The 24,589-nt window shown below is 41.5% G+C and carries 20 protein-coding genes; 10 read left to right on the top strand and 10 right to left on the bottom strand.

The annotated features are described in order from the left end of the window. Window positions 1–55: 55 nt before the first annotated feature. Together NPE20_RS05755 and NPE20_RS05750 are read right to left on the bottom strand one after the other, a co-directional pair. Window positions 56–391 carry a MerR family transcriptional regulator gene (locus tag NPE20_RS05755; RefSeq protein ID WP_256537655.1) on the bottom strand — a complete coding sequence of 112 codons (336 nt, stop codon included), beginning with the start codon at window positions 389–391 and terminating at the stop codon, window positions 56–58. A gap of 113 nt (window positions 392–504) precedes the next feature. Then, complete coding sequence (locus NPE20_RS05750; protein ID WP_256537654.1) at window positions 505–810, bottom strand: hypothetical protein; 306 nt, start codon at window positions 808–810, stop codon at window positions 505–507. A gap of 206 nt (window positions 811–1,016) precedes the next feature. On the opposite strand from NPE20_RS05750, the gene alaS reads away from it, so the two are divergent. Next, a complete protein-coding gene (alaS, locus tag NPE20_RS05745; protein ID WP_256537653.1) occupies window positions 1,017–3,710 on the top strand; it encodes an alanine--tRNA ligase in 2,694 nt (897 codons plus the stop codon). 68 nt (window positions 3,711–3,778) lie between these two features. On the opposite strand, the gene NPE20_RS05740 is transcribed toward alaS, so the two are convergent. Next, window positions 3,779–4,258: a hypothetical protein gene (locus NPE20_RS05740; RefSeq protein WP_256537652.1), complete on the bottom strand. Its 480-nt coding sequence runs from the start codon at window positions 4,256–4,258 to the stop codon at window positions 3,779–3,781. A 172-nt stretch (window positions 4,259–4,430) separates the two neighbouring features. Next, complete coding sequence (locus tag NPE20_RS05735; protein WP_256537651.1) at window positions 4,431–5,081, bottom strand: hypothetical protein; 651 nt, start codon at window positions 5,079–5,081, stop codon at window positions 4,431–4,433. Between the two features lie 199 nt (window positions 5,082–5,280). On the opposite strand from NPE20_RS05735, the gene gatB reads away from it, so the two are divergent. The 3 genes from gatB (at window position 5,281) to NPE20_RS05720 (ending at window position 8,659) form a co-directional block, all read left to right on the top strand. Next, window positions 5,281–6,750, top strand: a complete 1,470-nt coding sequence (gene gatB / locus NPE20_RS05730) for an Asp-tRNA(Asn)/Glu-tRNA(Gln) amidotransferase subunit GatB (protein ID WP_256537650.1) — start codon at window positions 5,281–5,283, stop codon at window positions 6,748–6,750. A 3-nt stretch (window positions 6,751–6,753) separates the two neighbouring features. Further along, window positions 6,754–7,869, top strand: a complete 1,116-nt coding sequence (locus NPE20_RS05725) for a redoxin domain-containing protein (RefSeq protein ID WP_256537649.1) — start codon at window positions 6,754–6,756, stop codon at window positions 7,867–7,869. A gap of 103 nt (window positions 7,870–7,972) precedes the next feature. Further along, window positions 7,973–8,659, top strand: a complete 687-nt coding sequence (locus tag NPE20_RS05720; RefSeq protein WP_256537648.1) for a response regulator transcription factor — start codon at window positions 7,973–7,975, stop codon at window positions 8,657–8,659. Between the two features lie 49 nt (window positions 8,660–8,708). On the opposite strand, the gene NPE20_RS05715 is transcribed toward NPE20_RS05720, so the two are convergent. Further along, complete coding sequence (locus tag NPE20_RS05715) at window positions 8,709–9,203, bottom strand: hypothetical protein (RefSeq protein ID WP_256537647.1); 495 nt, start codon at window positions 9,201–9,203, stop codon at window positions 8,709–8,711. Window positions 9,204–9,387: 184 nt separating this feature from the next. Between NPE20_RS05715 and NPE20_RS05710 the strand changes: the two genes are divergently transcribed. Both NPE20_RS05710 and NPE20_RS05705 read left to right on the top strand, forming a co-directional pair. Then, window positions 9,388–10,107, top strand: a complete 720-nt coding sequence (locus tag NPE20_RS05710; RefSeq protein WP_256537646.1) for an RluA family pseudouridine synthase — start codon at window positions 9,388–9,390, stop codon at window positions 10,105–10,107. A gap of 102 nt (window positions 10,108–10,209) precedes the next feature. Next, window positions 10,210–11,685 (top strand): tetratricopeptide repeat protein, encoded by a 1,476-nt coding sequence (locus tag NPE20_RS05705; RefSeq protein WP_256537645.1) that lies wholly within the window; start codon window positions 10,210–10,212, stop codon window positions 11,683–11,685. A 52-nt stretch (window positions 11,686–11,737) separates the two neighbouring features. Here the strand turns inward: NPE20_RS05705 and NPE20_RS05700 are convergent, their stop codons facing one another. Both NPE20_RS05700 and NPE20_RS05695 read right to left on the bottom strand, forming a co-directional pair. Continuing rightward, a complete protein-coding gene (locus tag NPE20_RS05700; protein WP_256537644.1) occupies window positions 11,738–12,175 on the bottom strand; it encodes an RrF2 family transcriptional regulator in 438 nt (145 codons plus the stop codon). A gap of 64 nt (window positions 12,176–12,239) precedes the next feature. Next, complete coding sequence (locus NPE20_RS05695) at window positions 12,240–12,524, bottom strand: Rdx family protein (protein WP_256537643.1); 285 nt, start codon at window positions 12,522–12,524, stop codon at window positions 12,240–12,242. 116 nt (window positions 12,525–12,640) lie between these two features. Here NPE20_RS05695 and NPE20_RS05690 point away from each other — a divergent pair, with 116 nt between their 5' ends. Then, the gene (locus tag NPE20_RS05690) at window positions 12,641–14,281 is read left to right on the top strand and encodes a carboxylesterase/lipase family protein (protein ID WP_256537642.1); all 1,641 of its coding nucleotides are present in this window, start codon (window positions 12,641–12,643) and stop codon (window positions 14,279–14,281) included. A gap of 132 nt (window positions 14,282–14,413) precedes the next feature. Here the strand turns inward: NPE20_RS05690 and NPE20_RS05685 are convergent, their stop codons facing one another. After that, window positions 14,414–15,964, bottom strand: a complete 1,551-nt coding sequence (locus NPE20_RS05685) for an FAD-dependent oxidoreductase (protein WP_256537641.1) — start codon at window positions 15,962–15,964, stop codon at window positions 14,414–14,416. A 122-nt stretch (window positions 15,965–16,086) separates the two neighbouring features. Next, window positions 16,087–17,475, bottom strand: a complete 1,389-nt coding sequence (gene lpdA, locus NPE20_RS05680) for a dihydrolipoyl dehydrogenase (protein ID WP_256537640.1) — start codon at window positions 17,473–17,475, stop codon at window positions 16,087–16,089. A 328-nt stretch (window positions 17,476–17,803) separates the two neighbouring features. On the opposite strand from lpdA, the gene NPE20_RS05675 reads away from it, so the two are divergent. Both NPE20_RS05675 and NPE20_RS05670 read left to right on the top strand, forming a co-directional pair. Continuing rightward, window positions 17,804–21,103: a TonB-dependent receptor gene (locus NPE20_RS05675; protein ID WP_256537639.1), complete on the top strand. Its 3,300-nt coding sequence runs from the start codon at window positions 17,804–17,806 to the stop codon at window positions 21,101–21,103. Between the two features lie 38 nt (window positions 21,104–21,141). Next, a complete protein-coding gene (locus NPE20_RS05670) occupies window positions 21,142–21,708 on the top strand; it encodes a hypothetical protein (protein WP_256537638.1) in 567 nt (188 codons plus the stop codon). Window positions 21,709–21,849: 141 nt separating this feature from the next. Here the strand turns inward: NPE20_RS05670 and NPE20_RS05665 are convergent, their stop codons facing one another. Beyond that, window positions 21,850–23,031, bottom strand: a complete 1,182-nt coding sequence (locus NPE20_RS05665; RefSeq protein ID WP_256537637.1) for an AIR synthase related protein — start codon at window positions 23,029–23,031, stop codon at window positions 21,850–21,852. Between the two features lie 111 nt (window positions 23,032–23,142). On the opposite strand from NPE20_RS05665, the gene NPE20_RS05660 reads away from it, so the two are divergent. Beyond that, window positions 23,143–24,561: a chloride channel protein gene (locus NPE20_RS05660; RefSeq protein ID WP_256537636.1), complete on the top strand. Its 1,419-nt coding sequence runs from the start codon at window positions 23,143–23,145 to the stop codon at window positions 24,559–24,561. Window positions 24,562–24,589 lie beyond the last annotated feature (28 nt).

Below are 24,589 nucleotides of genomic sequence, written 5' to 3'. Positions count from 1 at the left end.
TCCGACCCCGGTGATAAGGTTAATTATGGAATAAAAATAGAATATCTGCGGCTAATTACAACTGATCGCGCACTTCGAGCAGGAATTTTTTCATTTCTTCCAACGAATCAATCACACGCTGATGGTCGCGGGTATCGCCCATGTTGTGCTTTAGGTGGTCTTTAGCGCCTTGCAGGGTATATCCTTTGTGGTTTATCAGGTGGAAAATAATTTTGAAATTCTCCAGGTCTTCGGGGGTAAAGTAGCGGTTGCCCTTTTTATTCTTTTTGGGCTGCAGTACATCAAATTCTTTCTCGTAAAAGCGTATCAACGACTGGTTAACACCAAACATGGCCGAAACCTCACCCATGGTGTAGTACATTTTACTGATCTCGCGTTCTTTGTAAGGCATATGCAAATGTATTATTTTGATTTTGGATTTCGGAATTTCGATATCGGATTTTACGGGTTGCCTGCGGCCCTTTTTTTGGGTTGGTTGATTGTCTGAACCGGGATGAAGCGGATTTATGAGATTAAGAGGATTTTCTTTTCGTCCTCCCCCGTCGGCAAAACAGCTTCGGGCGAAAGCGGGCAGAACGATGGTGGCCTGTGAGTGGCAGGGGCATAGGAAATTTTGCTGAAGGGAGGGGCAATGAGCGAACGTAGTAGGGCAAAAGATTCCAGCCCGTGGTTCTGTCTGGTTTGCAGGGCAAAGGCCTTGTGCGGCAAAGAAGCCTTTTTGCCGACTTGATCTTTTGCTTCTTTTCTATCAAGAAAAAGAAGGAGCCTCCGCGGCGGCGAGCGGCCAATTAATAGTAGTAGACTAAGCATGAGAGATGCCGAATAAATTCAGCAGGACGATTTGGTTGTGAGGCTTGTCTCATTTAGACTTACTGCTTGTAAAAGATTTCTCCTCGTACCTCGTTCGAAATGACAGGTGGTATAATCCGATCATGCATAATTTTGTATAGACAAAGTGTATGATTATGTAAAATAAACTCCGTAAAATTTCACACTTTTGCAATCTATTTATTACTATGACCGCTATAGAAATACGCCAGGCTTTTCTTGATTTTTTCGCTTCTAAAGGCCACATTATTGTGCCAAGCGCACCCATTGTTGTTAAAAATGACCCCACACTGATGTTCACCAACGCAGGGATGAACCAGTTTAAGGATGTGTTTTTGGGTGAAGCACCTGCAAAAGCGCCGCGCGTAGCCGATACGCAACGCTGCCTGCGCGTGTCTGGCAAGCATAATGACCTGGAAGAGGTGGGTATTGATACCTATCACCACACCATGTTTGAAATGCTGGGCAATTGGAGTTTTGGCGACTACTTTAAAAAAGAAGCCATTGCCTGGAGCTGGGAGCTGCTGACCGAGGTTTACAAACTACCTAAAGAACGCCTTTACGTAACCTACTTTGAAGGCGACGATAAAGAAGGGCTTGAAAAAGATACCGAAACCTACAACCTGTGGAAACAGTATGTAGACGAAGCACACATCCTTCCCGGTAATAAAAAAGATAACTTTTGGGAAATGGGCGAAACCGGCCCCTGCGGACCGTGTTCAGAGATCCATTTCGATAGCCGCCCCAATAATGAGCGTGCCGAGATTAGTGGCGCTACGCTGGTTAATGCTGACCACGACCAGGTTATCGAGATTTGGAACAACGTGTTTATGCAGTTTAACAGGTTAAAGGATACATCCTTACAGCCATTGCCAAACAAACACGTAGATACCGGGATGGGTTTCGAACGTTTGGTGCGTGTGCTGCAAGGGAAAACCTCTAACTACGATAGCGACGTTTTCCAGCCGATGATCCAATTCATCGCGGAGAAAAGCGGCAAAAAGTATAACAGCGCGGCTAAACCGGGCGATGTTGACTGGGCTGATGCTGTAGCCATGCGCGTACTGGCCGACCATATCCGTGCCATTAGCTTTGCCATTGCTGATGGGCAGCTGCCTGCAAGTAATAAAGCAGGCTATGTTATCCGCAGGATACTACGCAGGGCCGTACGTTACAGTTACCAAACATTAGATTTTAAAGAACCGTTCTTTAATGAGCTGGTGCCTTTACTGGCAGATCAGTTTAAAGGTGTGTTTGATGAATTATATAATCAAAAAGATTTTGTACAGAAGGTGATCTTAGAGGAAGAAGTTTCCTTCCTGAGGACATTATCTGCTGGTATCAGGAAATTTAAAGAAGTAACATCGGGTGGGGATAAACTTGTTTCCGGTGCTACAGCTTTTGAATTATCAGATACTTATGGCTTTCCAATAGATTTAACTGAATTAATGGCCCGTGAAATTGGTGGTTCGGTTGATATTGAAGGTTTTGAAAAAGCCCTTCAAACCCAAAAACTCCGTTCACGTGCTGCCACTGCAGTAAGTGCAGGCGACTGGGTAGTGCTTCGCGGTGGCGATAACACCGAGTTTGTAGGTTACGATGAAATACAAACCGATTGTGACATCCTGAAATATCGTAAAGTAACCGCACAGGGTAAAGAACAGTATCAAATCGTTTTGAACCGTACACCATTCTACGCCGAAGGCGGTGGCCAGGTTGGTGATACCGGTAGCTTAGTGAGCGAATGGTACGATGAAACCAAAGGCAACCTGATGTTTGACGTTACCGATACCAAAAAAGAAAACGGCCTCATCATTCATTATGCTACACTTGCGCCTTATTACACGCAGGATGGCCCGGCAGAGTGGGTATTGCCAAACCCTATGCCAACCCGTTTTATGGCGTACGTTGATATGGGCAAACGCATCATGACCAATGCTAACCACTCGGCTACGCACTTATTGCATGCCGCTTTGAAAGAAACCTTAGGCGAACACGTAAATCAAAAAGGATCATTGGTTAACCCTGACCAATTGCGTTTCGATTTTTCGCACTTCCAAAAAGTTACCGATGATGAGATAGAAGTGCTGGAACGCATTGTTAACGAAAAAGTACGCGCAGCCATCCCACTGAAAGAACAACGCAGTGTATGGTACAATGATGCCATTGCAAGCGGCGTTACCGCTTTGTTCGGTGAAAAATATGGTGATTCTGTACGCGTAATAACATTTGACGATAAATTTAGTAAAGAGCTTTGTGGTGGTACGCACGTACAAAACACTGCCGAGATCGGTTTCTTTAAAATAACAGGCGAAAGCGCCGTAGCAGCAGGTGTGCGCCGTATCGAGGCTATCACCAGCTACAATTCGCTAAATTATATCCAGGAAGAAGGCCGGTTGGTGAAGAAATTGAAAGAGTTGCTTAGAAACCCTGCTGACCTGCCTAAAAGCGTTGAAAGCCTCATTGAGGATAACAACCGCATGAAAAAGGAACTGGAGAAAGCGGTATTGTTAAGAGCATCAGGCTTAAAAGATAATCTGGCTAAAACAGCTGAAAATATCAACGGTATCAACTTCATCGCCCAAAAGGTGGAGCTGCCAAACGCGGATGCCATTAAAAACCTGGCTTACAATTTAAAAGATATTGTTCCGAACCTGTTTTTGGTTTTGGCTGCTAATATCAACGGCAAACCAAGCCTAACGGTAATGATAGACGAGACTTTGGTGAAAGAGAAAGGCCTGCATGCGGGTAATATCGTTAAAGAACTTGCCAAAGAAGTTAAAGGCGGCGGCGGCGGACAACCATTCTTCGCCACTGCCGGCGGCAGCGATGTAAGTGGTATTGATAATGCCTTAGCTAAAGCAAAAAGCTTCGTACAGTAGTATTAATATTATATAAACAAGAAAGACCGCTCATAAAGCGGTCTTTCTTGTTTATATAATATTTGAAATTAGTGTTTGCCGTGACCTTTTCCGCCGCCCTGACCATGGCCTTTGCCATTGCCATTGTTCCCTTTAACTTTTACGTACTTAACTTTATTGTGCGCATTGTAAGAGTTACCGCGTATGATCATCTTTTTGTTTGATCCCTTATATTTAGCATACCTAACGCGATCGGTTTCAAAATAAGTATAAGCCCTTGGCCTGTTCACGGCTACCTTGTACCCATTCTCTATCCGGTAGCTGCTGTATCGTGCAGGTAACGAGCTTCTCCACACCCAGTGGCCACCATCTAAATAAACAAACTGCCTTTTGGGTGCATAATAATAGCTTTCTACATCGGGCAGGTAATAATATTCAACATCCGAATACGCTGCGGGCGGTGTCCAGTTGCCAATGTTTAAATTAACACTTATTTGTGCTTTGGCCGGGTTAACGGATGCCGCAAGTACAAAAAGACTTGCAAACAATCCTAAAAGTAATTTTTTCATGGTTTCTTCAAATAAAATTTAAGTGTGTATTTAAGTGTGTATTATAACACACACAAGCTATAGACATATAACTCCTATAAATGTTTAATATCTAAATAATATAGTTGCCCTGTAACAGGAAAGACCGCTTGCAAAGCAGTCTTTCTTTTATAAATATATTATCAAATTATGATTAATGATGGCCTTTACCACCACCGTGGCCTTTGTTACCACCGCCGCCATGGCCTTGTGGCCTTGCATGTGGTTGGCGATTAACATGACTAACAGTTCTCACCCTTGTATGTGATGGTCTGTTTACAACCTGGGTACGGTTTACTACCCTTGTGTGTGGCCTGTTTACAACCCGTGTGCGATTAACAACTCTTGTGTGTGGCCTGTTAACATAGTGTGTACGATTAACAACTCTTGTTCGCGGGCTGTAATAACGATCGCGAACGATCACATTTTTTACGCCCCTGTAACGTGCATAGTGTACGCGGTCGTTACGATAATACCGGTATGCCCTTGGGCGATAAACCGCTACTTTATAGCCATCGTTAATATTATAATAACTATAACGCGGTGGCAACGAACGTCTGAAAACCCATTGCCCACCTAATAAGTATACATATTGATGGGTAGGAACGTAGTAATAACTATCCACATCAGGTAAGTAATAATAATTAGCATCAGCATATTCTGCAGGCGGGTTCCAGATGCCAACATTAAGGTTAACACTTACCTGAGCCTTGGTTTGGGTAACAGATGCAGCAAGTATAAAGCAACTTGCCAGCATCCCTAAGATCATTTTTTTCATGGTATCTTCTAAATTATGTTTCTGCATAGGCAAATTGCATGCCCTTATTTAAACAGACGGCCCTTTTAACAGAAGGTTTAATAAAAAGATTTACACATAACATGTGATACTCGGTAATGCATATATGACAATTGAATATTGCTTTTAAAAAATAGCTATGAAAAATAACATATAACACTATATTTGGCATGTTTGATCAATGCTGAATAACAGCTGAATATACGATATGGCAGTTCTACAAAGCGGCGTGAGTGATAAGTACGAGTTGGTTGTTGGATTAGAAGTACACGCGCAATTATCTACTTTAAGTAAAGCATTTTCATCAGATTCGGCCGCCTTTGGCGCCGAACCTAATCATAATGTGAGTCCGGTTTCGTTGGGGCATCCCGGCACATTGCCGCGCATCAACAAAAAAATGGTTGAGTACGCTGTAAAAATGGGCTTAGCCTGTAATTGCACAATCAACCTGCAAAACACCTTTGCACGTAAAAATTATTTCTATGCCGATTTGCCAAAGGGTTACCAAACCACGCAAGATCAGCAGCCTATATGCCTTGGCGGTAATGTTACCGTAAAGCTGGCCGATGGCATATCAAAAAATATAGCCATCCATCACATCCATATGGAAGATGATGCAGGCAAAAGCTCACACGATCAGCACGACGATTTTTCCCTTATTGACCTGAACAGGGCAGGGGTGCCACTGATAGAAATTGTATCAGAACCGGATCTGCGTAGCGCCGAAGAAGCGGGGCAGTTCCTGACCGAGATCCGTCGTTTATTACGTTACCTTGATATTTGCGATGGTAATATGGAAGAAGGCAGTATGCGTTGCGATGCCAACATATCAGTACGCTTAAAAGGTGCTGCTGCTTATGGCAATCGCTGCGAGGTGAAAAACCTGAACTCTATCCGTAACGTGCAGCGTGCTATTGAGCATGAGTTTGCCCGCCAGATAGAGGTGATTGAGAACGGTGGCCATATAGATCAAAACACGCTTAACTTTAATGCCGATACCGGCGAAACATCGGTGCTGCGATCAAAAGAAATGGCGAACGATTACCGCTACTTCCCCGAACCTGACCTGATGCCTGTACAATTGAACGAAGCTTACCTGGCAGATATCCGCAGTAATATGCCGGCCCTGCCTAACGAACTTCTTGAAAAGTACACTACAAAGCTGGGCTTATCTGATTATGATGCCGGTGTTATTATAGCCGACAAAGAGTTTGCCGCCTACTTTGAAGAACTGATAAAATATACCAATAATTACAAATCGGCAGCAAACTGGGTAATGGGTTCGGTACGGTCGTATATTAACGATAATAATATCGGTATCAGTAATTTTGGTATAAAGCCCCAAAACCTGGCCGGGTTAATAAAGTTGGTTGATGATGGCAAAGTGAATAACTCTGTAGCAGCTCAAAAAATATTCCCGGAAATGCTGAAAGGAAATGGCAAAACCGCCGACCAATTGGCTAAAGAATTAAATCTGCTGATCAGCGAAGATACAAGCGAGGTTGAAGGGTTTATCCGTGCTGCTTTAGCTAAATATCCCGATAAGGTAGTAGAATACCAAAAGGGTAAAAAGGGCGTTTTAGGCTTGTTCATGGGCGAGGTAATGAAACTTTCGAAAGGAAAAATAGATCCGCAGAAAACCAACCAGCTTTTAATAAAAGAATTAGAATCTAAATAAGATATGAAAAATCGTATTGTTACCTGCCTTGCATTTTTGGCAGTGTTTTTTATTGCATCCTGCAAAGAATCTACCACATTCAGTATATCGGGCAAGCTGGATAATGCCGGGAGCATTAAAAAGATATACCTGCTGGCAGCAGATAGCAACCAGGTAAGTATTATTGATTCAACTACACTTGGCGCTAATAACGAGTTTCAGTTTAAGCATTCTGCTCCCTATGCCAACTTATACAAGTTACGTATTGGCGGCAATATTTACGATATAGTCGCCAAAAACGGCGATGCCATAACTTTCAAAACCGATGTTGCTAACCTGAATCACGATTATGAGATAAGTGGCTCTGAAACATCCGAAAAAATAAAGGAGTTTAACAAGATCAGTAACTTATACGGTGGCAAAAACAGTAAACTATCTGATGAGTATACCGCTAAGTCTGCAGCCTTAGGTAAAGAATCTGATTCGTTGCTTAAAATTTATATGCCGCAGTTTCAGAAGAACATCGCCGATTACAGCGCAGAGGTTTTAAAGTTTGTTGATCAGAACAAAAAGTCGCTTGCGGGTTTCTATGCGGCAACATCTCTTGATCAGTATAAATACGAGCAGCAATTAGTTGCTTACGCAGATGATATTAAGGACGATTTTAAGGATAACCCTGCTGTACAAACCTTTTTAAAGCAAATGGCTGCTGCAAAACCAATATCGGTAGGCCACAAAGCGCCTGATTTTACCATTGCAAGTATTGATGGCAAGCAGGTTAAGTTATCAGACTATAAAGGCAAATACGTGATGCTCGATTTTTGGGCATCATGGTGCGGCCCTTGCAGGCAGGAAAACCCCAACGTGGTTAAACAGTATAAAATGTACAAGGATAAAGGCTTTAATATCTTAGGGATATCGTTGGATACGGAGAAAAAAGACTGGCAGCAAGCTGTTAATGCCGATGGTTTAAGCTGGGCGCATGTGTCTGATCTGCAAAGGTTTGAAGGCCCCACAGAGAGGCTTTATCGTATAGAAGCTATCCCCTCAAATTTTATACTTGACCCGCAGGGAGTTATCGTTGCAAAGAATGTTACAGGCGCTGATCTTGAAGAATTTTTAAAGAAAACATTTAAATAACCTCAATTAAAGGTTAACTTATGGTGGTATTTAACAATTTGTTAATATTGACTTAACCATAAGCTTCTATTAAGCTTATACTTTTATGCAAAATTAAATATACATGAGTACAAGTAAACAAAAGATATTAATTGTTGACGATGAACCGGATATTTTAGAGCTGATAGAGTATAATCTAAAAAAAGAAGGTTACCAGGTATATTCTGCCCGTAACGGACAGGAAGCAGTTGCCGAAGCTAAAAGGACCCAGCCAGATCTTATCGTTTTAGATATAATGATGCCAAAAATGGATGGCATAGAGGCTTGCCGTATTATGCGTACCATGCCCGAGTTTAAGAACACCTTTATGGTTTTTCTTACCGCTCGCAGCGAAGAGTATTCAGAAATTGCCGGCTTTAACGTTGGTGCAGATGATTATATAGCGAAACCAATAAAGCCCCGTGCTTTGGTTAGCCGTATAAATGCCATTCTTCGCCGTAATTCACCACCAGAAGAGATTACCGATAACAAATTAGAAATTGGTGACCTGGTGATTGACCGTGAGGCATACCTGGTTTATAAAAAAGGTGTTAAGGTAGTATTAGCTAAAAAAGAATTTGAACTTTTATACCTGTTGGCTTCAAAGCCCGGTAAAGTTTACACCCGCGAGGTGATATTAAAAAATATTTGGGAAGACTCTGTAGTAGTCACCAACCGCACTATTGATGTGCACGTACGTAAGTTACGCGAAAAACTTGGTGACGACTGCGTATCTACCGTAAAAGGAGTAGGCTACAAATTTGAAGCATAAATAAACGGCCCCGATCAATCGGGGCCGTTTTCGTTTAATAGCACTCTGATTATTTAGCATTAGTAGTTTTCTTTTTAGCTGTTGCGGCAGGTTTTGCAGCTGCAGCTTTAGCTTTAGGTGCGGCTGCTTTCTTAACCGCGGCAACTTCTGTTTTAGCTTTGTTGGTAACCGTTTTAGCTTTGGTTGCAGCCTTTGCTTTTACATCATCGGCGGTCTTTTTTGCGGCGGCTGTAGTAGCTTTAGCTTTATCGGTAACGGTTTTTGCTTTAGCAGCGGCCGTTTCTTTAATATTGGCTACTTCTTTTTTAGCCTCTTCTGTAGTAGCAGCACTCTTTTTGGCGACTGATGCCTTTTCGGTTGTGGCTTTTTTAGCAACCGTTGTTTTTTTGGAAGATACCTTTTCTTTCAGATCGTCAATTTTATCTTCCGCTTTGTCTTTCAGGTCTTCGGCGGTTTCTTTGGTGCCTTCCCAAAACTCTTCAATGGTTTCTTTTATCTTTTCAAAAAAGCCTTTTTCTTCGGGTTGTGTTTTATTTTTGCTCATGGTTTTTTATTTAGGTAGATGATTACTAGCTATTTAACATGAGCAGGTTAAATTTGTTTTAAAGCCATACCCCGACTCCCTCCAAACCAGAGAGGGAAGAGAGAGACTTCAAGTCTTCTTCTTTGCAGAGGATTTAGGTGAGGCAATACTGCAATTAATTTAATTAACCGTATTTTTGCCGGCTATGAAGTTTCCAAAGTTTGCCGACCTGATACTATTTGAGGATGATGATATAATTGTGGTGAACAAGCCACCGTTCATCAGTTCGTTGGATGAGCGCGAGGGCGGCGAGATCAATATGCTGCGCCTGGCTAAGCAATACACCGATGATGCACAGATATGCCACCGGCTGGATAAAGAAACCTCGGGCGCGCTTATAATGGCTAAAAACCCCGAAGCTTACCGCACGGTATCAATGCAGTTTGAGAAACGTAAGGTGAAGAAGGTTTACCATGCAATTATTGATGGTACGCATGTTTTTGAGAGTTTGCTAATCGATCTCCCTATCCTTAATGTAGGCAAAGGCAACGTAACTATTAGCCGCCAGGAAGGTAAACGTGCCGAAACCTGGTTTCAGTCGTTAAAATATTTTAAGCATTATACATTAGTAGAGTGCCGCCCGGTTACAGGCCGCATGCACCAGATCCGTATTCACCTTGCTACACAGCGAGCATCAATAGCCGGAGATGAAATGTATAAGGGCCAGCCTGTGTTTCTTTCCAAGATAAAACGTAAATACATTTTGGGTAAAGATCAGGAAGAACTGCCTATTATGAAACGTTTTGCCCTTCATGCCTATGAGGTAAGCTTTAAGCTACCTTCGGGTAATGATATAACTGTTCACGCGCCATATCCTAAGGATTTTGAAACCCTGTTGAAATTGTTGGAAAAGTTTGACTGTTAATTAAGTTTCTTACTTGTTATTGTCTGCTAGGTGTAAAAATATTAGTAACCAAATGTTTGTTTTTACGCTTTCCTAATGTAAATTTATAAGAAAAACATGTGCATGTTTAAAAAGCTTGGTATTAATATAGCTTTTATTTTCCTAATTACAAGTACATTGCATGCCACACAGATAAGCATTCAACAAGATACGCTTATTAATATAATTCAGCAGGAAGACAGGCTGACACAGCAAAAACGGCTGATAAAGTACATTAAGAGCTATTTTCAGAATGCAGAACTGCCCCAAATAGTTGCCGGCAAGGACACCATTCAGCGTTTGTTTACAAAATACAACCTGCCAGACAAAGAGGCTTTCGGCTACTTTATTGAAAGTATTTACCAGAACAAAAACCACGATCTGAAGAGCGCTGAAGTATATATGTTAAAGGCCATACAGGTGGCCCGAAAAAATAACGGCCATTATTTACTGTATCAATTTTTAAGTCATTTAAGTTTTATAAAAACTGACGAGGGTGATTTTACGGGTGCGATATATAACTATCGTATGGCCAAAAAGGAGGCCTTGATAATGGAGGATAATTTACTCCAAATCTTATTAGATGTTAATATTTCAGATCTATACTATAAATCTGGGTTTTACAATCAATCTATCAACTATCTGGACCAGGCGGAAGCATTGTTACAAACGGAAAGCCCATTGAGAAAAGAGCAGCTTACGGCTGTAATTTTATATAATAAATCTGAGAATTATTTCCGGATGAAAAGCTATGATTCATTAAAGATATATCATAATAAGTTAGAAGCCCTGGATAGTAAATCGTATAAAATACATACCTACCGGTTGCGCACAAGCTATTATCTCAGGTTACTTAAACGCGATTATACGGCAGCTATAAAACAAATAAAGGATTTAAAAGGTGATAAAAAATACGTTCCCAGCGATTTAGATAACCAACATTTAGCCGATGCCTATTTCAAAAGCGGGCAGCTGGATTCGGCAAGGCAAACTGTGAATAAGCTGCTTGCCAATATAGTTGATGATAACCACCCCGAAATTAGGTTTCATTTATATGAGCTGCTGGCACAAATTGCCGAAAGGAAAGGTAATACCAAGCTGGCGGCAGACAATTTTAAACTGGCTTTAAAAGAATCGCAGGAGAATAATTTAAGAATAACCCAGGTAGGTAATATTTCATCGCAGATGAAAATTGATGAAACTGAAAATTCCTACATTCAGCGTACCGAGGCTTATAAGCGCGAGCGGCTTTGGCTGATATTTATGGTGCTTGTAGCGGCCTTAAGCATTGTTGCCATAGCACTGATATACCGTAACGTTAAACAGAAAAGGCATTACGAAAAGCTGCTATTTGCTGCTAAGAGGGAAGAATTGGCCTTTATCAATTCGCACGAGGTTAGAAAATACCTGACCAATATTTTGGGTATTATGGATATCCTAAAAAATAGCGAGAATAAGCTGGAAGAGTATGAACAGTTAGAACCTCATCTGCATAAATCAGCATCGTTGCTTGATGAATCAATCAAGAATATATCGGAAAAACTTAACGACGACGAGTAGGTAAGCCCCTGTCATTCTAAATTACCCGGATTAATATTGAGCGTTAAACTACCTAATCATTGCTGATCAGTGTTGTTTCTCGGCCTATAATATCTGCAATACTTGTTTCAGATAATATCTTTAGCGAAGCATCACGCACTTCAATAAATACATCGCGTATACCACAGGTATGTTCCTGGTGGCACTCATCACAACGATGATAAAAGTTAAGGCTTGCGCATGGAACCATGGCTATTGGCCCATCGGTTATACGCATAATGTTAACCAGGAAAATTTCCCGGGGATCTTTATTGAGGCTGTAACCGCCGCCTGCGCCTTTTTTGCTGTATAAGAAACCAGCGTTCCGTAAATCGAGCAGTATTTGCTCCAGGAACTTTTTAGGGATTTTTTCCAGCTCGGCGATCCTTGAGATCTGCATGGGTGGCTTGTCCATGTTTTTGCCCATGACTACCAGCGCCTTTATCGCGTATTTAGTTTTTTTGGATAGCATCTATAAATATAGTCCACAAAGTTACATAAACAAATTTGTACGACATAATATGCAGACATAGTATTTATGTTACATTTCTATCCGAATGGCCAAGGCTTTTTTCGGGGCAAACCACATCTCGTATCAGTTGCTTCAACTCTTTTATCTCGGGGAAACGGCCTTGTTCCTTACGATCAAACACTACAACTTCATCTATCCGGATACTGTACTTACCTGCTGTTTCGCTGGGTTGTAGGGTTACCCCATATATGTCGTCGCTGAAAGTGCTTAGCAATTCTTGCGCCATGTAGGCGGCCCTAAGCATCCAGTTACATTTAGGGCAATATTCAATGGTGATAGTAGCTTTCATAGGAGTGTAGTGTAACAAATTTAATTCATTATGTCAAAAAGACACAATAAATTGCATGGTGAATAAATTTTACTAATTTCATCATTCAAACACCAACCAATTATAAAACATATTTCATGAAAAAAATAACATTTTTTCTGCTGGTACAATTCACCTGTATAACAGCTTTCGCACAAACAGGCAAACAGGTAAAAATTGAAACCGGTATTGTTGAAAGCGTAAAAGAGAAATCGGGAGTGAACAGTTTTAAGGGTATCCCTTTTGCACAGCCACCTATTGGCGAATTACGCTGGAAAGAACCACAGCCGGTTAATAGCTGGACAGGTGTGCGTAAATGTGATGCATTTGGTTATAACCCCATGCAAAAGAATGTTTTTGGCGATATGAAATTTCGTTCGCAGGGGATGAGTGAAGACTGTCTGTACCTGAATGTTTGGGTGCCTGCAAAACCATCTAAAACAAAATTGCCTGTATTAGTTTATTTTTATGGGGGTGGATTTGTTGCAGGTGATGGTTCTGAAGAACGTTACGATGGCGAAAGCATGGCTAAAAGGGGGATAATTGCCTTAACGGTAAACTATCGCCTGGGTGTATTTGGTTTTATGGCTCATCCCGAATTGACCAAAGAATCTCCGCATCATTCATCAGGTAATTATGGATTGCTTGACCAGACTGCCGCCCTGCGTTGGGTACAAAAAAATATTGCAGCCTTTGGCGGCGATCCCAATAGGGTGACCATTGCGGGCGAATCTGCGGGCTCTATAGCGGTATCGGCACAAATGGTATCGCCACTATCTAAAAACTTAATTGCGGGCGCTATAGGCGAAAGCGGCGCTATGATAAAACCAACACTTGCCCCTGTTCCGCTTGCGGAAGGTGAAAATAACGGATTGAAATTTGCCGGAATGGCGGGCGTAAAATCATTGCAGGAACTGCGTGAGATACCTGCAGATAAACTGCTTGATGAAGCCGCTAAACCGGGAGTTCCATCAATGCAATTGGCTACTATTGATGGTTATTTTTTAACCAAAAGCCCGGCTGAATCATTTGCGGCCGGCGAACAGGCAAAAGTACCGTTGTTAGTCGGTTGGAATTCGGCAGAGATACCATACCAGGCGCTATTGGGCGGCGATGCCCCAACGCCGGAAAATTATGCCAAAAAGGTAAAGGCCCTGTATGGCGAAAAAGCCGATGAAGTTATGAAGCTGTATCCAGGCAATACGCCGGAAGAAGTTATCCGATCGGCTACCGAATTAGCGAGCGATCGTTTCATCGTATACAGCACCTGGAAATGGGCTGATGCACATGCTTTATCAAGTGGCAAACCTGTTTACCGTTACCTGTTCTCGAAACCACGGCCACCGATGACGGCCAAGATGGGTAATGCGAAAGCAGGCCTTGCAGACGGAATAATAAAAGGGGATAACAATGCTAAACCTGAAGTAAAAAAACAGCCGGAACCATATGTTGGTGCATCACATGCATCAGAAATTGAATACGCGATGGGGAATTTGGCAACCAACACCACCTACGCCTGGACGCCTGCCGACTATAAGGTATCTACAACGATGGAAAGCTATTTTGCCAACTTTATAAAAACCGGTAACCCTAACGGAGCAGCTTTACCAAAATGGAACGCTAATATAAAAGGCGGCCCGGTAAGCTTTATAAATATAGATGTAAAAACAACCTTGGAAAAGGAAAGTGCACAGCTAGGGGGAAGATATGTGTTTTTAGATAAAGAGTATATAAAGTAAGGCTTGATGGCGATTTTAACCACAGAGGTCACAAAGGAATTATAATTTGTAATTCACAGAGGGCACAGAGATTTTTCATCTTTGTGCCCTCTGTGTAAAACCTCAGTGTACGCGGTGGTTAAATAATATCACTTAAGTTATATTCACTTTTTGCAGATCCTTTCTTGGCGGGCCGGTGAGTACTTTGCCATCGATGTCAAACCTGCCACCATGACAAGGGCAATCCCAGCTTTTTTCGGCGTGGTTAAAGCCTACAATACAATGAGCATGCGTGCAAACCGGGTTTAAGGCGGTTATCTTACCTTCAGCATCTTTGTATATAGCCAGCTTTTCGCCGTTATATTTTACGATAATGCCATCGTCCGCCTTTAAATCTTTTAAGGAATGAATATCTTCGGCCGAAAACCTGTCGGCGATGAAATGATAGGCTACATCGGCATTCTCTTTCACAAAATCCATAAAGCCCGCAACCGGTTTTATACGTGAAGGGTTAAATAGCTTAGTATAAGCGTTCTCTCTACCCAAGATGCTGTCACTTATTATTTTGCCTGCTATGGTGCCAAACATCATCCCGTTGCCGTTATAGCCGGTGGCAATGTAAACATGATCGTCGCCGGCAGGCATTTGGCCAATGTAGGGTAACCCGTCTGACGGGATATAGTATTGTGACGACCATTTAAAGGTAACATCAGCTATGTCGTAATATTCCCGGGCATATTTTTCCAATGCCTCAAAAGCAGCATCGGGGTCGGCATGGCCGGTTTTATGATCTTCGCCGCCCAGTAGTAGGTGTTTTTGGCCATTGATGCTATGGGTACGGAAATAATGATAAGGGTCTTTAGAATCGTACGATAGAGCATCAGGATAATCTGATTCATCGTTTAATTTAATGCCCAAAACATAACTGCGATAGGGTGCACATTTGAAATCGATTACATTAATACCCGGCGGCAGGTGGGTAGCATAAACCAGGTTTTGGGCTTTAATCGTTACAGCATCAGCCCTGGCGGAATGTACGCCATCTGCATAAGAAGTTTCGCGGATGAACGTATTTTCTATGATAACCCCGCCAGCCTCTACAAAAGCTTTAGCCAAACCGAATATATATTTCAATGGGTGGAATTGTCCCTGTTTTTTAAACAGAATAGATTTTTTGAACGGAACCCTCACCCCGTTTTCTTTAGCCTCGGTAACGTCAATACCTGCCCTTTGTGATGCTGCAAAGATCTCGTCTAAAGCTTTTACCTCATCGCTGGTTTCGGCATACAGGTAAGCGTCCTTGTATTCCAGATCGCAGTCAATATTGTATTCTTTAGCAAACGTTTCAATCATCACGAAAGATTCTTTACCACAGTTTGCTAATTGTTTGGCCGCTTCTTCGCTAAAATCGCTTTCAACATCGGCATAAGTGGCATCAAAAAATGTGTTGAGGTGGGCGCTTGTACCGCCGGTAGTACCAAAGCCAATAGTATGGGCTTCGGCAAGTATAGTTTGCCTGCCTTGTTTTTGAAGCAGCAGCGCAGTAGTTAAGCCCGTTATGCCGCCGCCTATTACCAGGGCATCATATAAAGTGCCTTCGGCGAATATATCGGCCGCGTTATCAAGTGTAAATGATTCCTTTTGCCAGGGGCTAAGCGATGCGCTATCGCGTAGAGGTTTGCGGGTACTGTTTTTGTTTTCCATAGGTATACAAGTAATAAAAAAGCCGTCCCGATATTACCGGGACGGCCTTAGTATGTAAGGCATCAATTGATAAACAAATGTGATGCCACCCTTATACTATGGGTTATAAAATTCTACTAATATTATAAGTGGATCACTTCGCCGTATGCATCGGCAGCAGCTTCCATAACAGCCTCGCTCATAGTAGGGTGAGGGTGTACCGATTTTATAATTTCATGACCGGTAGCTTCCAGTTTACGCGCGGTAACCACTTCTGCTATCATTTCGGTTACATTAAGGCCCAACATGTGCGCGCCAAGGAACTCGCCGTACTTAGCATCGAATATAACTTTAACGAAACCATCTTTAGCGCCTGCAGCACTTGCTTTACCAGATGCAGAGAATGGGAATTTACCAACTTTAACTTCGTAACCTGCTTCTTTAGCGGCTTTTTCGGTATAACCAACAGAGGCAACTTCGGGCATGCAATAAGTACAACCCGGTATGTTGTTATAATCTAACGGCTCGGGGCTTTTACCTGCAATTTTTTCAACACAGATAATACCTTCGGCAGATGCAACGTGCGCCAATGCCTGGCCTTTAACAATATCGCCTATGGCGTAAACACCATCAACGTTTGTTTTATAAAAATCATCAACTAACACCTTGCCTTTATCGGTTTTAACGCCGTTCTCTTCAAGGCCAATACCTTCAATGTTGGTAGAAATTCCTATTGCAGATAATACAATATCAGCTTCCAAAACAACGTTGCCATTAGCAGTTTTAACGTTTACCTTGCAGCCTTCACCGTTGGTATCAACAGATTCAACAGTAGAGCTGGTCATGATATTGATACCTTGCTTTTTAAGGCTCCGTAAAAGGCCTTTTGATATTTCTTCGTCCTCAAGCGGAACAATGTTATCTAAAAACTCAACCACGGTAACTTTTGTACCTATAGCGTTATAAAAATAAGCAAATTCGATACCAATTGCGCCAGAACCTACCACAACCATTGATTTAGGTTGCTGCGGTAATACCATAGCCTGGCGGTAACCAATTACTTTTTTACCATCCTGTTTAAGGTTTGGTAACTCGCGCGAGCGGCCACCTGTAGCCAGTATAATATGTTTAGCTGTAAAATCTTTAGTAGTAGCATCATCGATCTTAACAGATACGGTACCTTTTGTTTTAAGCGAACCGTAACCTATAATAACATCAATTTTGTTTTTCTTCATTAAAAATTGAACGCCTTTGCTCATGCCATCGGCTACGCCGCGGCTACGTTTTACAACACTTTCAAAATCAACTTCGCCGCCGCTGGTTTTAATACCATAATCTGCAGCGTGGTTTAAATATTCAAAAACCTGGGCGCTTTTTAACAAAGCTTTAGTAGGGATACAACCCCAGTTAAGGCAAATGCCCCCAAGTGATTCTTTTTCGACAATAGCGGTTTTTAAACCCAATTGCGCCGCGCGTATAGCGGCAACATAGCCGCCCGGGCCCGAACCAATAACAATTAAATCGTAATCCATATAGTATGTATCTTTATGATTTTTGGAATGCCAAAGCTAATTAAAAAGCAGTGGAAATGAAAAACCGGAATGATTTAGAATTTAGCCTGAAAATTTAATCATAAATGGCAAATATCCACAATGTTAAGATGAAAAATGACAATCATAATGTAAATTTTATACTAAATATTCATCTAAATTTCATTTTTGGTTAAAGAACGTGTAAAGTGTTGAAAAGTATATAAATATTATTAACATTAACTTAATATAGGGAATATCTCTATTCTATATCTTTGCGGCATAATTTACTTAACGATAATTCACTTAACAGTTAACAAAAAAGACAAACATGAGAAAACATTTACTTCTCTTAATCATTTCCCTGTTTACTGCTGTTGTTTCCTTTGCACAGGTAACATCAAGTAGCATGACAGGTACCATTAAAGATGCCAAGGGTATTACTTTACCCGGAGCAACTATAAAGGCAACTCACGTTCCATCAGGAACTGTGTATTCTGCTGCCTCAAACAAAGACGGCTTGTTCAACATACCGGGTATGCGTGTTGGCGGTCCGTACACTGTTGAGGTTAGCTTTATTGGTTTTAATAAAGCTACAGTTAGCGATATTACATTACAATTAGGCCAGCCTTACATTTTCAACTCAACCTTATCAGAAACAGGTTTGGAGTTACAGGCTGTAACCGTTACTTCAAGCAGGCGTGTTGTAACCGCTAAAGCGGGTGCAAGTACAAACGTAAACAGAACAGCGCTTTCTACTTTACCTACTTTTTCAAGGAGTATTACAGATTTTACGCGTTTAACGCCACAATCTACAGGTACAAGTTTTGCAGGCCGTGATGCACGTTTAAACAGTGTAACTGTTGATGGTGCTAACCTTAACAACACTTTCGGTACATCATCTTCCCTTTTACCGGGTGGTGATGCACAGCCAATCTCTATCGAAACTTATGATGAGCTTTCGATAAACATTGCTCCGTTTGATGTTAGGCAGTCGGGCTTTACCGGTGCTGGTATCTACGCTACAACAAAAAGCGGTACCAACACATTCCACGGGTCTGCTTATACCTACTACAAAGACCAATCTTTTAACGGTCAGTATATCCGCGATAACTTTATTGGCGCTAACGTAGCTAAAGCAAGTACCAAAACTTATGGTGCTACTTTTGGCGGCCCAATCATCAAAAACAAATTATTCTTCTTCGCCAACTTTGAAAAAGAAACTTCAACCGCTCCGGGTATCGCGTATTCTCCAACAGGTGGCTCTGGTTTAGGTACTATAGCTGCTACGCCTAAAACCGATTTAGAAGCAGTACAGAAACATCTTAGAGATAACTATTCTTATAACCCGGGTGAATTTGACAATTTTGATGCTTTTAAGCCTAAAAACACCAAATATTTATTAAAGTTAGACTGGAACATCAACGATAAAAATAAGTTAACTGTTAAATACAGCTACTTAAAAGCTACAAGCGACCAAACTGTTAACGGTACAAGTACCCCTAATAATGCTGCATATTCTGTAACAAACGGAAATGGAGGCTTTATTAACCGTGGTAGCGGCGGTTTGGTTAACGCTCGTTACAGCAACCAGTCAATTGCTTTCGAAAACTCTAACTATGGTTTCTTAAATAAAGTAACAACCGGTACTGTTGAGTTAAACAGCAGCATCAGCTCTAAATTCTCTAACCAGTTATTAGCTACATTTAAGAAATACGGTAACCCACGTACCACTAAAGGCGAAACTTTCCCAACCATAGATATCTATGATGGTAAAGGTAATAACTACATTACTGCAGGTTCTGACCCGTACACTAAATACAACGAGGTTATTGACGATACCTATAGCATTTACGACAACTTAACCTATTACGCAGGTAAACATACTATCACCGGCGGTATTAACTACGAGTACCAAAGAGTAGGTAATGCGTTTATGCCGGGTGCAGCAGGTTCATATATCTATAACTCATTAAGCGATTTCTTAGCTGATGCTCCTCCGGTACAGTTTACTTACAACTACTCGTTAATTCCGGGTGTTGATAAAGTATACTCTGCAAACCTAAAGGTTGGTACAATAAGCTTATATGCACAGGATGAATATGCTGTTAGCCCTAACTTTAAATTAACTTACGGCTTACGTGCTGATAAGAGCATTTATTTAGAGAACCCGGTAGAAAACCCACAAATGTCTGCATTGTTGTTGCCTGATGCTAACGGTAACTTAAAATCATACAACTCTGGCTTATGGCCAAAATCGCCAATTTTGCTTTCGCCAAGAATGGGTTTCAGATGGAGCCTGCTTGAGGATAACTCATTGGTAATACGTGGTGGTACTGGTATCTTCACCGGTAAAATACCTTACGTTTTCTTAACTAACAACCCAAGTAACAGCGCCATGTATAACTTTGGTGGTGTTGCTACAGCAGAACAATTGGCAAACATTAAATTAAATGCTGATCCAAGCGTTTACGCTAATTTATTCCCACAAGCTGCCGGTACATCAATCCAGTCTGCAACTGTTTTAATTGACCGTAACTTTAAGTTCCCACAAGTATTCAGAACTAACTTAGCGGTTGAGAAAAACCTTGGTAATGGCTTCACAGCTACGTTAGAAGGTTTATATACCAAAGATATCAACGCGGTTAGAATGCGTAACGCTAACTTAAAATCGCCTACCGGTGTATTGGTTGAAGGCGACCTTTCAAGGCCACGTTACACAGGTTCATCTGCTGACAGGAATATATACCCGGCGCTTAACTCTGCAATTGTTTTAGAAAACACTAACCAGGGTTATGCAACTTCTTTAACAGCACAAATTGCTAAAACCTTTACAGGTGGTTTCTCTGCAACAGCAGCATATACTTATACCCAAGCTAAAGAAGCTTTCTCTACCTCTGGTACAACTGCTACAAACGTTTGGTCGTCAACTGCTAATGTTGGTACTACTAACGATGTAGAAAGTGGTTACACCAGCTTTTACGTGCCTCACCGTATAGTTGCTTCTGCATCTTACAGGTTTAACTACTTAAACCATGCTGCTACTACTATCGGTTTATTTTACCAGGGCCAGGCAGGTAGCACCCCAATCAGCTACACTGTTAACGGCGATTTAAACAATGATGGTGTTAGTGCCGATTTGATGTACATCCCTAAAAAAGCAAGCGAGTTAACTTTCACTCAGTACAATGCTACTGTTAACGGTGTTGTTACTACTTACACTCCGGCACAACAGGCTGCTGCTTTAGAGCAATTCATCAAAAATACACCATACCTAAACAGCCACAGAGGCCAATACGCACAACGTAATGCTGCTTTCTTGCCATGGTACAACCGTATCGATGCAAATATCTTACAAGATTTTTACATCATGGCAGGCGGCCAGAAACATACATTACAACTTAGTGCTGTGGTTATCAACTTGCCAAACTTGTTAAACAAAAACTGGGGTATACAAAAACAAATTACCTATACCAACCCGCTAAGCTATGTTAGTACAGATGCTAATACCAATGTACCAACTTACCAAATGCGTCAGCTTAACGGTAAATTAGTTACTACACCATATGTAGATGCTACTACTGCAGCTACCACCTGGAGTTTATTAATTGGTGCTAAATACATATTCTAATTAGCAGTTGATATTGTTAAACATTTAAAATAAAAAAAATGAAAAAATATATAAATATCGTATTAGCTGCCCTGGTTACATTAACCATGTTTAGCTGTACAAAAGAAGCCGATGTTGCAGGTATTGAGCCAAAGTTACCGGCTATACAATTAAGCAGCCTTGGTTATCAGCAGGTAGGCCCTTTTGTGATATCTGGTAACACAGCCAATACTTTATTATTAAACTTTGGTGCTACGCTTACTAACCAGGAACCAGGTGCTTTTAAATTAGAGATATTAGATGGTACTACCGCCGCGTCTCCTGTGTTAACAACTGTTAACTTTGCTACATGGAATGGTAATGATGCTACATCTACACCAGCAATACCTGCTACGGAAACCACACCGGCTAAACCGGCAGTTGTGGTACATACTATTACAGCTACACCACAAGAAACCACCTATCCAAATACAACAGTAATGGCAGGTACTATCTTGTTGAAATTAAATTCATTAGGCTTAGCCGCAGGTAAAACTTACAGTGTTAGGGCAACTGCCTACAATAAAGATGGCAGCAAAAATTCAGTTTTTACTGCACTTTCATTCTTTAAAACAGCTGCTTTATAGAGCATTGATTTTGAATAAAGCAAAGGCCCGGGGGAATTACCCCGGCCTTTTTTTGCGAAATAATGATACTTATAAATAATTACTAAAACGAAGAAAGCCTCCCAAACTGGGAGGCTTTCTTGTTATAAAGGATTTTTTAAATTAGTTGTAAACAAACTCCCCGTATGGCGAAGTTACCGTTACCTGCTTTTTATCGGCAGCTTCTACGCGGCCTATTACCTGGGCATCTACGCCAAAACTTTTTGATATAGCTATGATATCCTCAGCGATCTCCTGAGGCACATAAAGCTCCATACGGTGGCCCATGTTAAACACTTTGTACATTTCCTGCCAACTAGTGTTTGATTCTTCCTGTATTAGCTTAAACAGCGGTGGAATAGGGAACAGGTTATCTTTAATAATATGCAGGTTATCTATAAAGTGCAATACCTTGGTTTGCGCGCCACCGCTACAATGCACCATGCCATTTACCTGGCTGCGATATTTATCTAAAATGGTTTTAATGATAGGGGCATAAGTACGTGTTGCAGATAGTACCAGTTTACCCGCGGTTATGCTTTCGCCATTGCCTATGTCAATTTTATCGGTAAGGGTTTTGCTGCCGCTAAATACCAGGTCTTGCGGTACTGCAGGGTCAAAGCTCTCGCTGTATTTATCGGCGATGGTTTTGTTAAACACATCATGGCGGGCAGAGGTTAAGCCGTTAGATCCCATACCACCGTTATATTCTTTCTCATATGTTGCTTGTCCGTATGATGCAAGGCCTACTATCAAATCGCCGGGTTTTATGCGGTCGTTCGATATTACATCGGCACGTTTCATGCGGCAGGTTACGGTAGAGTCTACAATGATTGTGCGCACCAAGTCGCCTACGTCAGCAGTTTCGCCACCGGTAGAGTATATGCCTATACCGGCATCACGCAGTTCGGCTAATATTTCTTCAGTGCCATTAATAATAGCGGCTATCACTTCGCCGGGTATAAGGTTTTTGTTCCTGCCAATGGTTGATGATAGAAGGATATTATCGGTAGCGCCCACGCAAAGCAGGTCATCAAGGTTCATAATAATAGCATCCTGTGCAATGCCGCGCCAAACAGATATATCACCGGTTTCTTTCCAGTAGGTATAAGCTAATGACGATTTTGTACCTGCGCCATCGGCATGCATAATGTTGCAATACTCGGGGTCGTTGGTTAAAATATCGGGTACTATTTTACAGAATGCTTTTGGGAAAATCCCTTTATCAATGTTTTTAATGGCATTATGTACATCATCTTTAGATGCAGATACGCCCCGTTGATCATATCTTTGCGGAGAAGTCATGGGCAAATATACTGCTTAATCATATTTCCTTGACTACTGATTTGTATCTTTGTTTAATTCTTAAACTGTTAAGCATTAATTTTTCTTGATGTATGGCAGATCATAAAATATATGAGGTTTATCTACTGGCTCAGACTACAACTAAAAAAATCTTTTGACAGGATACGAAACGAAAACTTAAAAAGGAATGCATTAACAGCCATTCCCTTTTGGATAGCATCGATAATTACAGGCCTGGCCGCTGTTTTATATACTAAACTGTTTTTAGCCGCCGAAAATTTAACCGGCTATATAATTGGCCGACACAACTGGCTCCTTTTTATTTTGATGCCGCTTTGTTTTTTAATAGCATGGTGGATCGTGAAAAAGATGTCTCCTTATGCAAAAGGGAGTGGCATACCGCAGGTTATGGCAGCCATACAATTATCAAGCCCGGGGAAAAGCGAAAAAATAAACAGATTTTTAAGTGTAAAAGTAATATTGGTAAAAGTAATGTCGAGCCTGGTAATGGCACTGGGTGGCGGGGCAATTGGCCGCGAAGGCCCAACTATTCAAATAGCTGCCTCGGTATTTAAAATAGTATACGGTGTTTTACCCAAGTGGTGGCCAAAAATTGCCAAACGTAATATGATAGTTACCGGTGCTGCCGCAGGGCTTGCCGCCGCATTTAATACGCCATTGGGTGGTATTGTATTTGCCATTGAAGAGCTTACCAAAACACATTTTAGCTATTTTAAAACGGCGATATTTTCATCTGTAATTATTGCGGGGTTAACCGCACAGGCGTTATTAGGCCCTTACTTATACCTTGGTTATCCTAAAATTGATAATTTATCACCGTACATATTTTCAGGGGTATTGCTTGTGGCAGTAATATCGGGGTTATTGGGCAGCTCCATGTCAAAGCTGATATTGGTCATATTTGCCTGGAAAGCCAGGTTTAAATTCACTTATCACCATGTAATTTACGTAACAGGTTGTGCTGTTATCATGGCAGGCATTGCTTTCTTTATTGATAAGGGCATATTAGGATCTGGTAAAGAGCTTATGCAGACCACCTTGTTTACCTCGTCTAAATATTCGGTTTGGTATACACCATTATTACGTATTGCCGGGCCTTTATTGTCATTTACCACAGGTGCATCTGGTGGTATTTTTGCCCCTGCATTGGCAGCGGGCGCCAGCGTGGGCTCATTGGTTTCGGGGTGGTTTCATTTATCTGATGCCAACTCAAACTTGTTGATACTGGCTGGGATGGTTGGCTTTTTAACAGGTGTTACCCGGTCGCCGTTTACTTCGGTAATATTGGTTTTGGAAATGACAGACAGGCATAGCGTTATATTTCACCTGATATTAGCGGGAATGGTGGCCAGTCTGGTATCCATAATAATAGATAAGCATTCGCTATATGACCACCTTAAAATGCAGTATATAAAAGAGCTTGATCATCAAGAGGAGCAAGAGGAAATGCCCAAAGATATCGAAGAAGAAAATATCGTAACTGATAAAGTCAACGATAAGGAAAAATAAACCCGGATTACATACAGTTGTGTTCTAT

Source organism: Mucilaginibacter aquariorum, from assembly GCF_024498135.1.
GTDB lineage: Bacteria > Bacteroidota > Bacteroidia > Sphingobacteriales > Sphingobacteriaceae > Mucilaginibacter > Mucilaginibacter aquariorum.
Note: the sequence above shows the minus strand (reverse complement) of the source record. Positions and strands in the feature narration are given on the sequence as shown.

Excerpts from the sequence above, each read along its gene's own strand:
- NPE20_RS05755 (WP_256537655.1), bottom strand. The coding sequence starts at position 391 with ATGCCTTACAAAGAACGCGAGATCAGTAAAATGTACTACACCATGGGT.
- NPE20_RS05750 (WP_256537654.1), bottom strand. The coding sequence starts at position 810 with ATGCTTAGTCTACTACTATTAATTGGCCGCTCGCCGCCGCGGAGGCTC.
- alaS (WP_256537653.1), top strand. The coding sequence starts at position 1,017 with ATGACCGCTATAGAAATACGCCAGGCTTTTCTTGATTTTTTCGCTTCT.
- NPE20_RS05740 (WP_256537652.1), bottom strand. The coding sequence starts at position 4,258 with ATGAAAAAATTACTTTTAGGATTGTTTGCAAGTCTTTTTGTACTTGCG.
- NPE20_RS05735 (WP_256537651.1), bottom strand. The coding sequence starts at position 5,081 with ATGCAGAAACATAATTTAGAAGATACCATGAAAAAAATGATCTTAGGG.
- gatB (WP_256537650.1), top strand. The coding sequence starts at position 5,281 with ATGGCAGTTCTACAAAGCGGCGTGAGTGATAAGTACGAGTTGGTTGTT.
- NPE20_RS05725 (WP_256537649.1), top strand. The coding sequence starts at position 6,754 with ATGAAAAATCGTATTGTTACCTGCCTTGCATTTTTGGCAGTGTTTTTT.
- NPE20_RS05720 (WP_256537648.1), top strand. The coding sequence starts at position 7,973 with ATGAGTACAAGTAAACAAAAGATATTAATTGTTGACGATGAACCGGAT.
- NPE20_RS05715 (WP_256537647.1), bottom strand. The coding sequence starts at position 9,203 with ATGAGCAAAAATAAAACACAACCCGAAGAAAAAGGCTTTTTTGAAAAG.
- NPE20_RS05710 (WP_256537646.1), top strand. The coding sequence starts at position 9,388 with ATGAAGTTTCCAAAGTTTGCCGACCTGATACTATTTGAGGATGATGAT.
- NPE20_RS05705 (WP_256537645.1), top strand. The coding sequence starts at position 10,210 with ATGTTTAAAAAGCTTGGTATTAATATAGCTTTTATTTTCCTAATTACA.
- NPE20_RS05700 (WP_256537644.1), bottom strand. The coding sequence starts at position 12,175 with ATGCTATCCAAAAAAACTAAATACGCGATAAAGGCGCTGGTAGTCATG.
- NPE20_RS05695 (WP_256537643.1), bottom strand. The coding sequence starts at position 12,524 with ATGAAAGCTACTATCACCATTGAATATTGCCCTAAATGTAACTGGATG.
- NPE20_RS05690 (WP_256537642.1), top strand. The coding sequence starts at position 12,641 with ATGAAAAAAATAACATTTTTTCTGCTGGTACAATTCACCTGTATAACA.
- NPE20_RS05685 (WP_256537641.1), bottom strand. The coding sequence starts at position 15,964 with ATGGAAAACAAAAACAGTACCCGCAAACCTCTACGCGATAGCGCATCG.
- lpdA (WP_256537640.1), bottom strand. The coding sequence starts at position 17,475 with ATGGATTACGATTTAATTGTTATTGGTTCGGGCCCGGGCGGCTATGTT.
- NPE20_RS05675 (WP_256537639.1), top strand. The coding sequence starts at position 17,804 with ATGAGAAAACATTTACTTCTCTTAATCATTTCCCTGTTTACTGCTGTT.
- NPE20_RS05670 (WP_256537638.1), top strand. The coding sequence starts at position 21,142 with ATGAAAAAATATATAAATATCGTATTAGCTGCCCTGGTTACATTAACC.
- NPE20_RS05665 (WP_256537637.1), bottom strand. The coding sequence starts at position 23,031 with ATGACTTCTCCGCAAAGATATGATCAACGGGGCGTATCTGCATCTAAA.
- NPE20_RS05660 (WP_256537636.1), top strand. The coding sequence starts at position 23,143 with ATGAGGTTTATCTACTGGCTCAGACTACAACTAAAAAAATCTTTTGAC.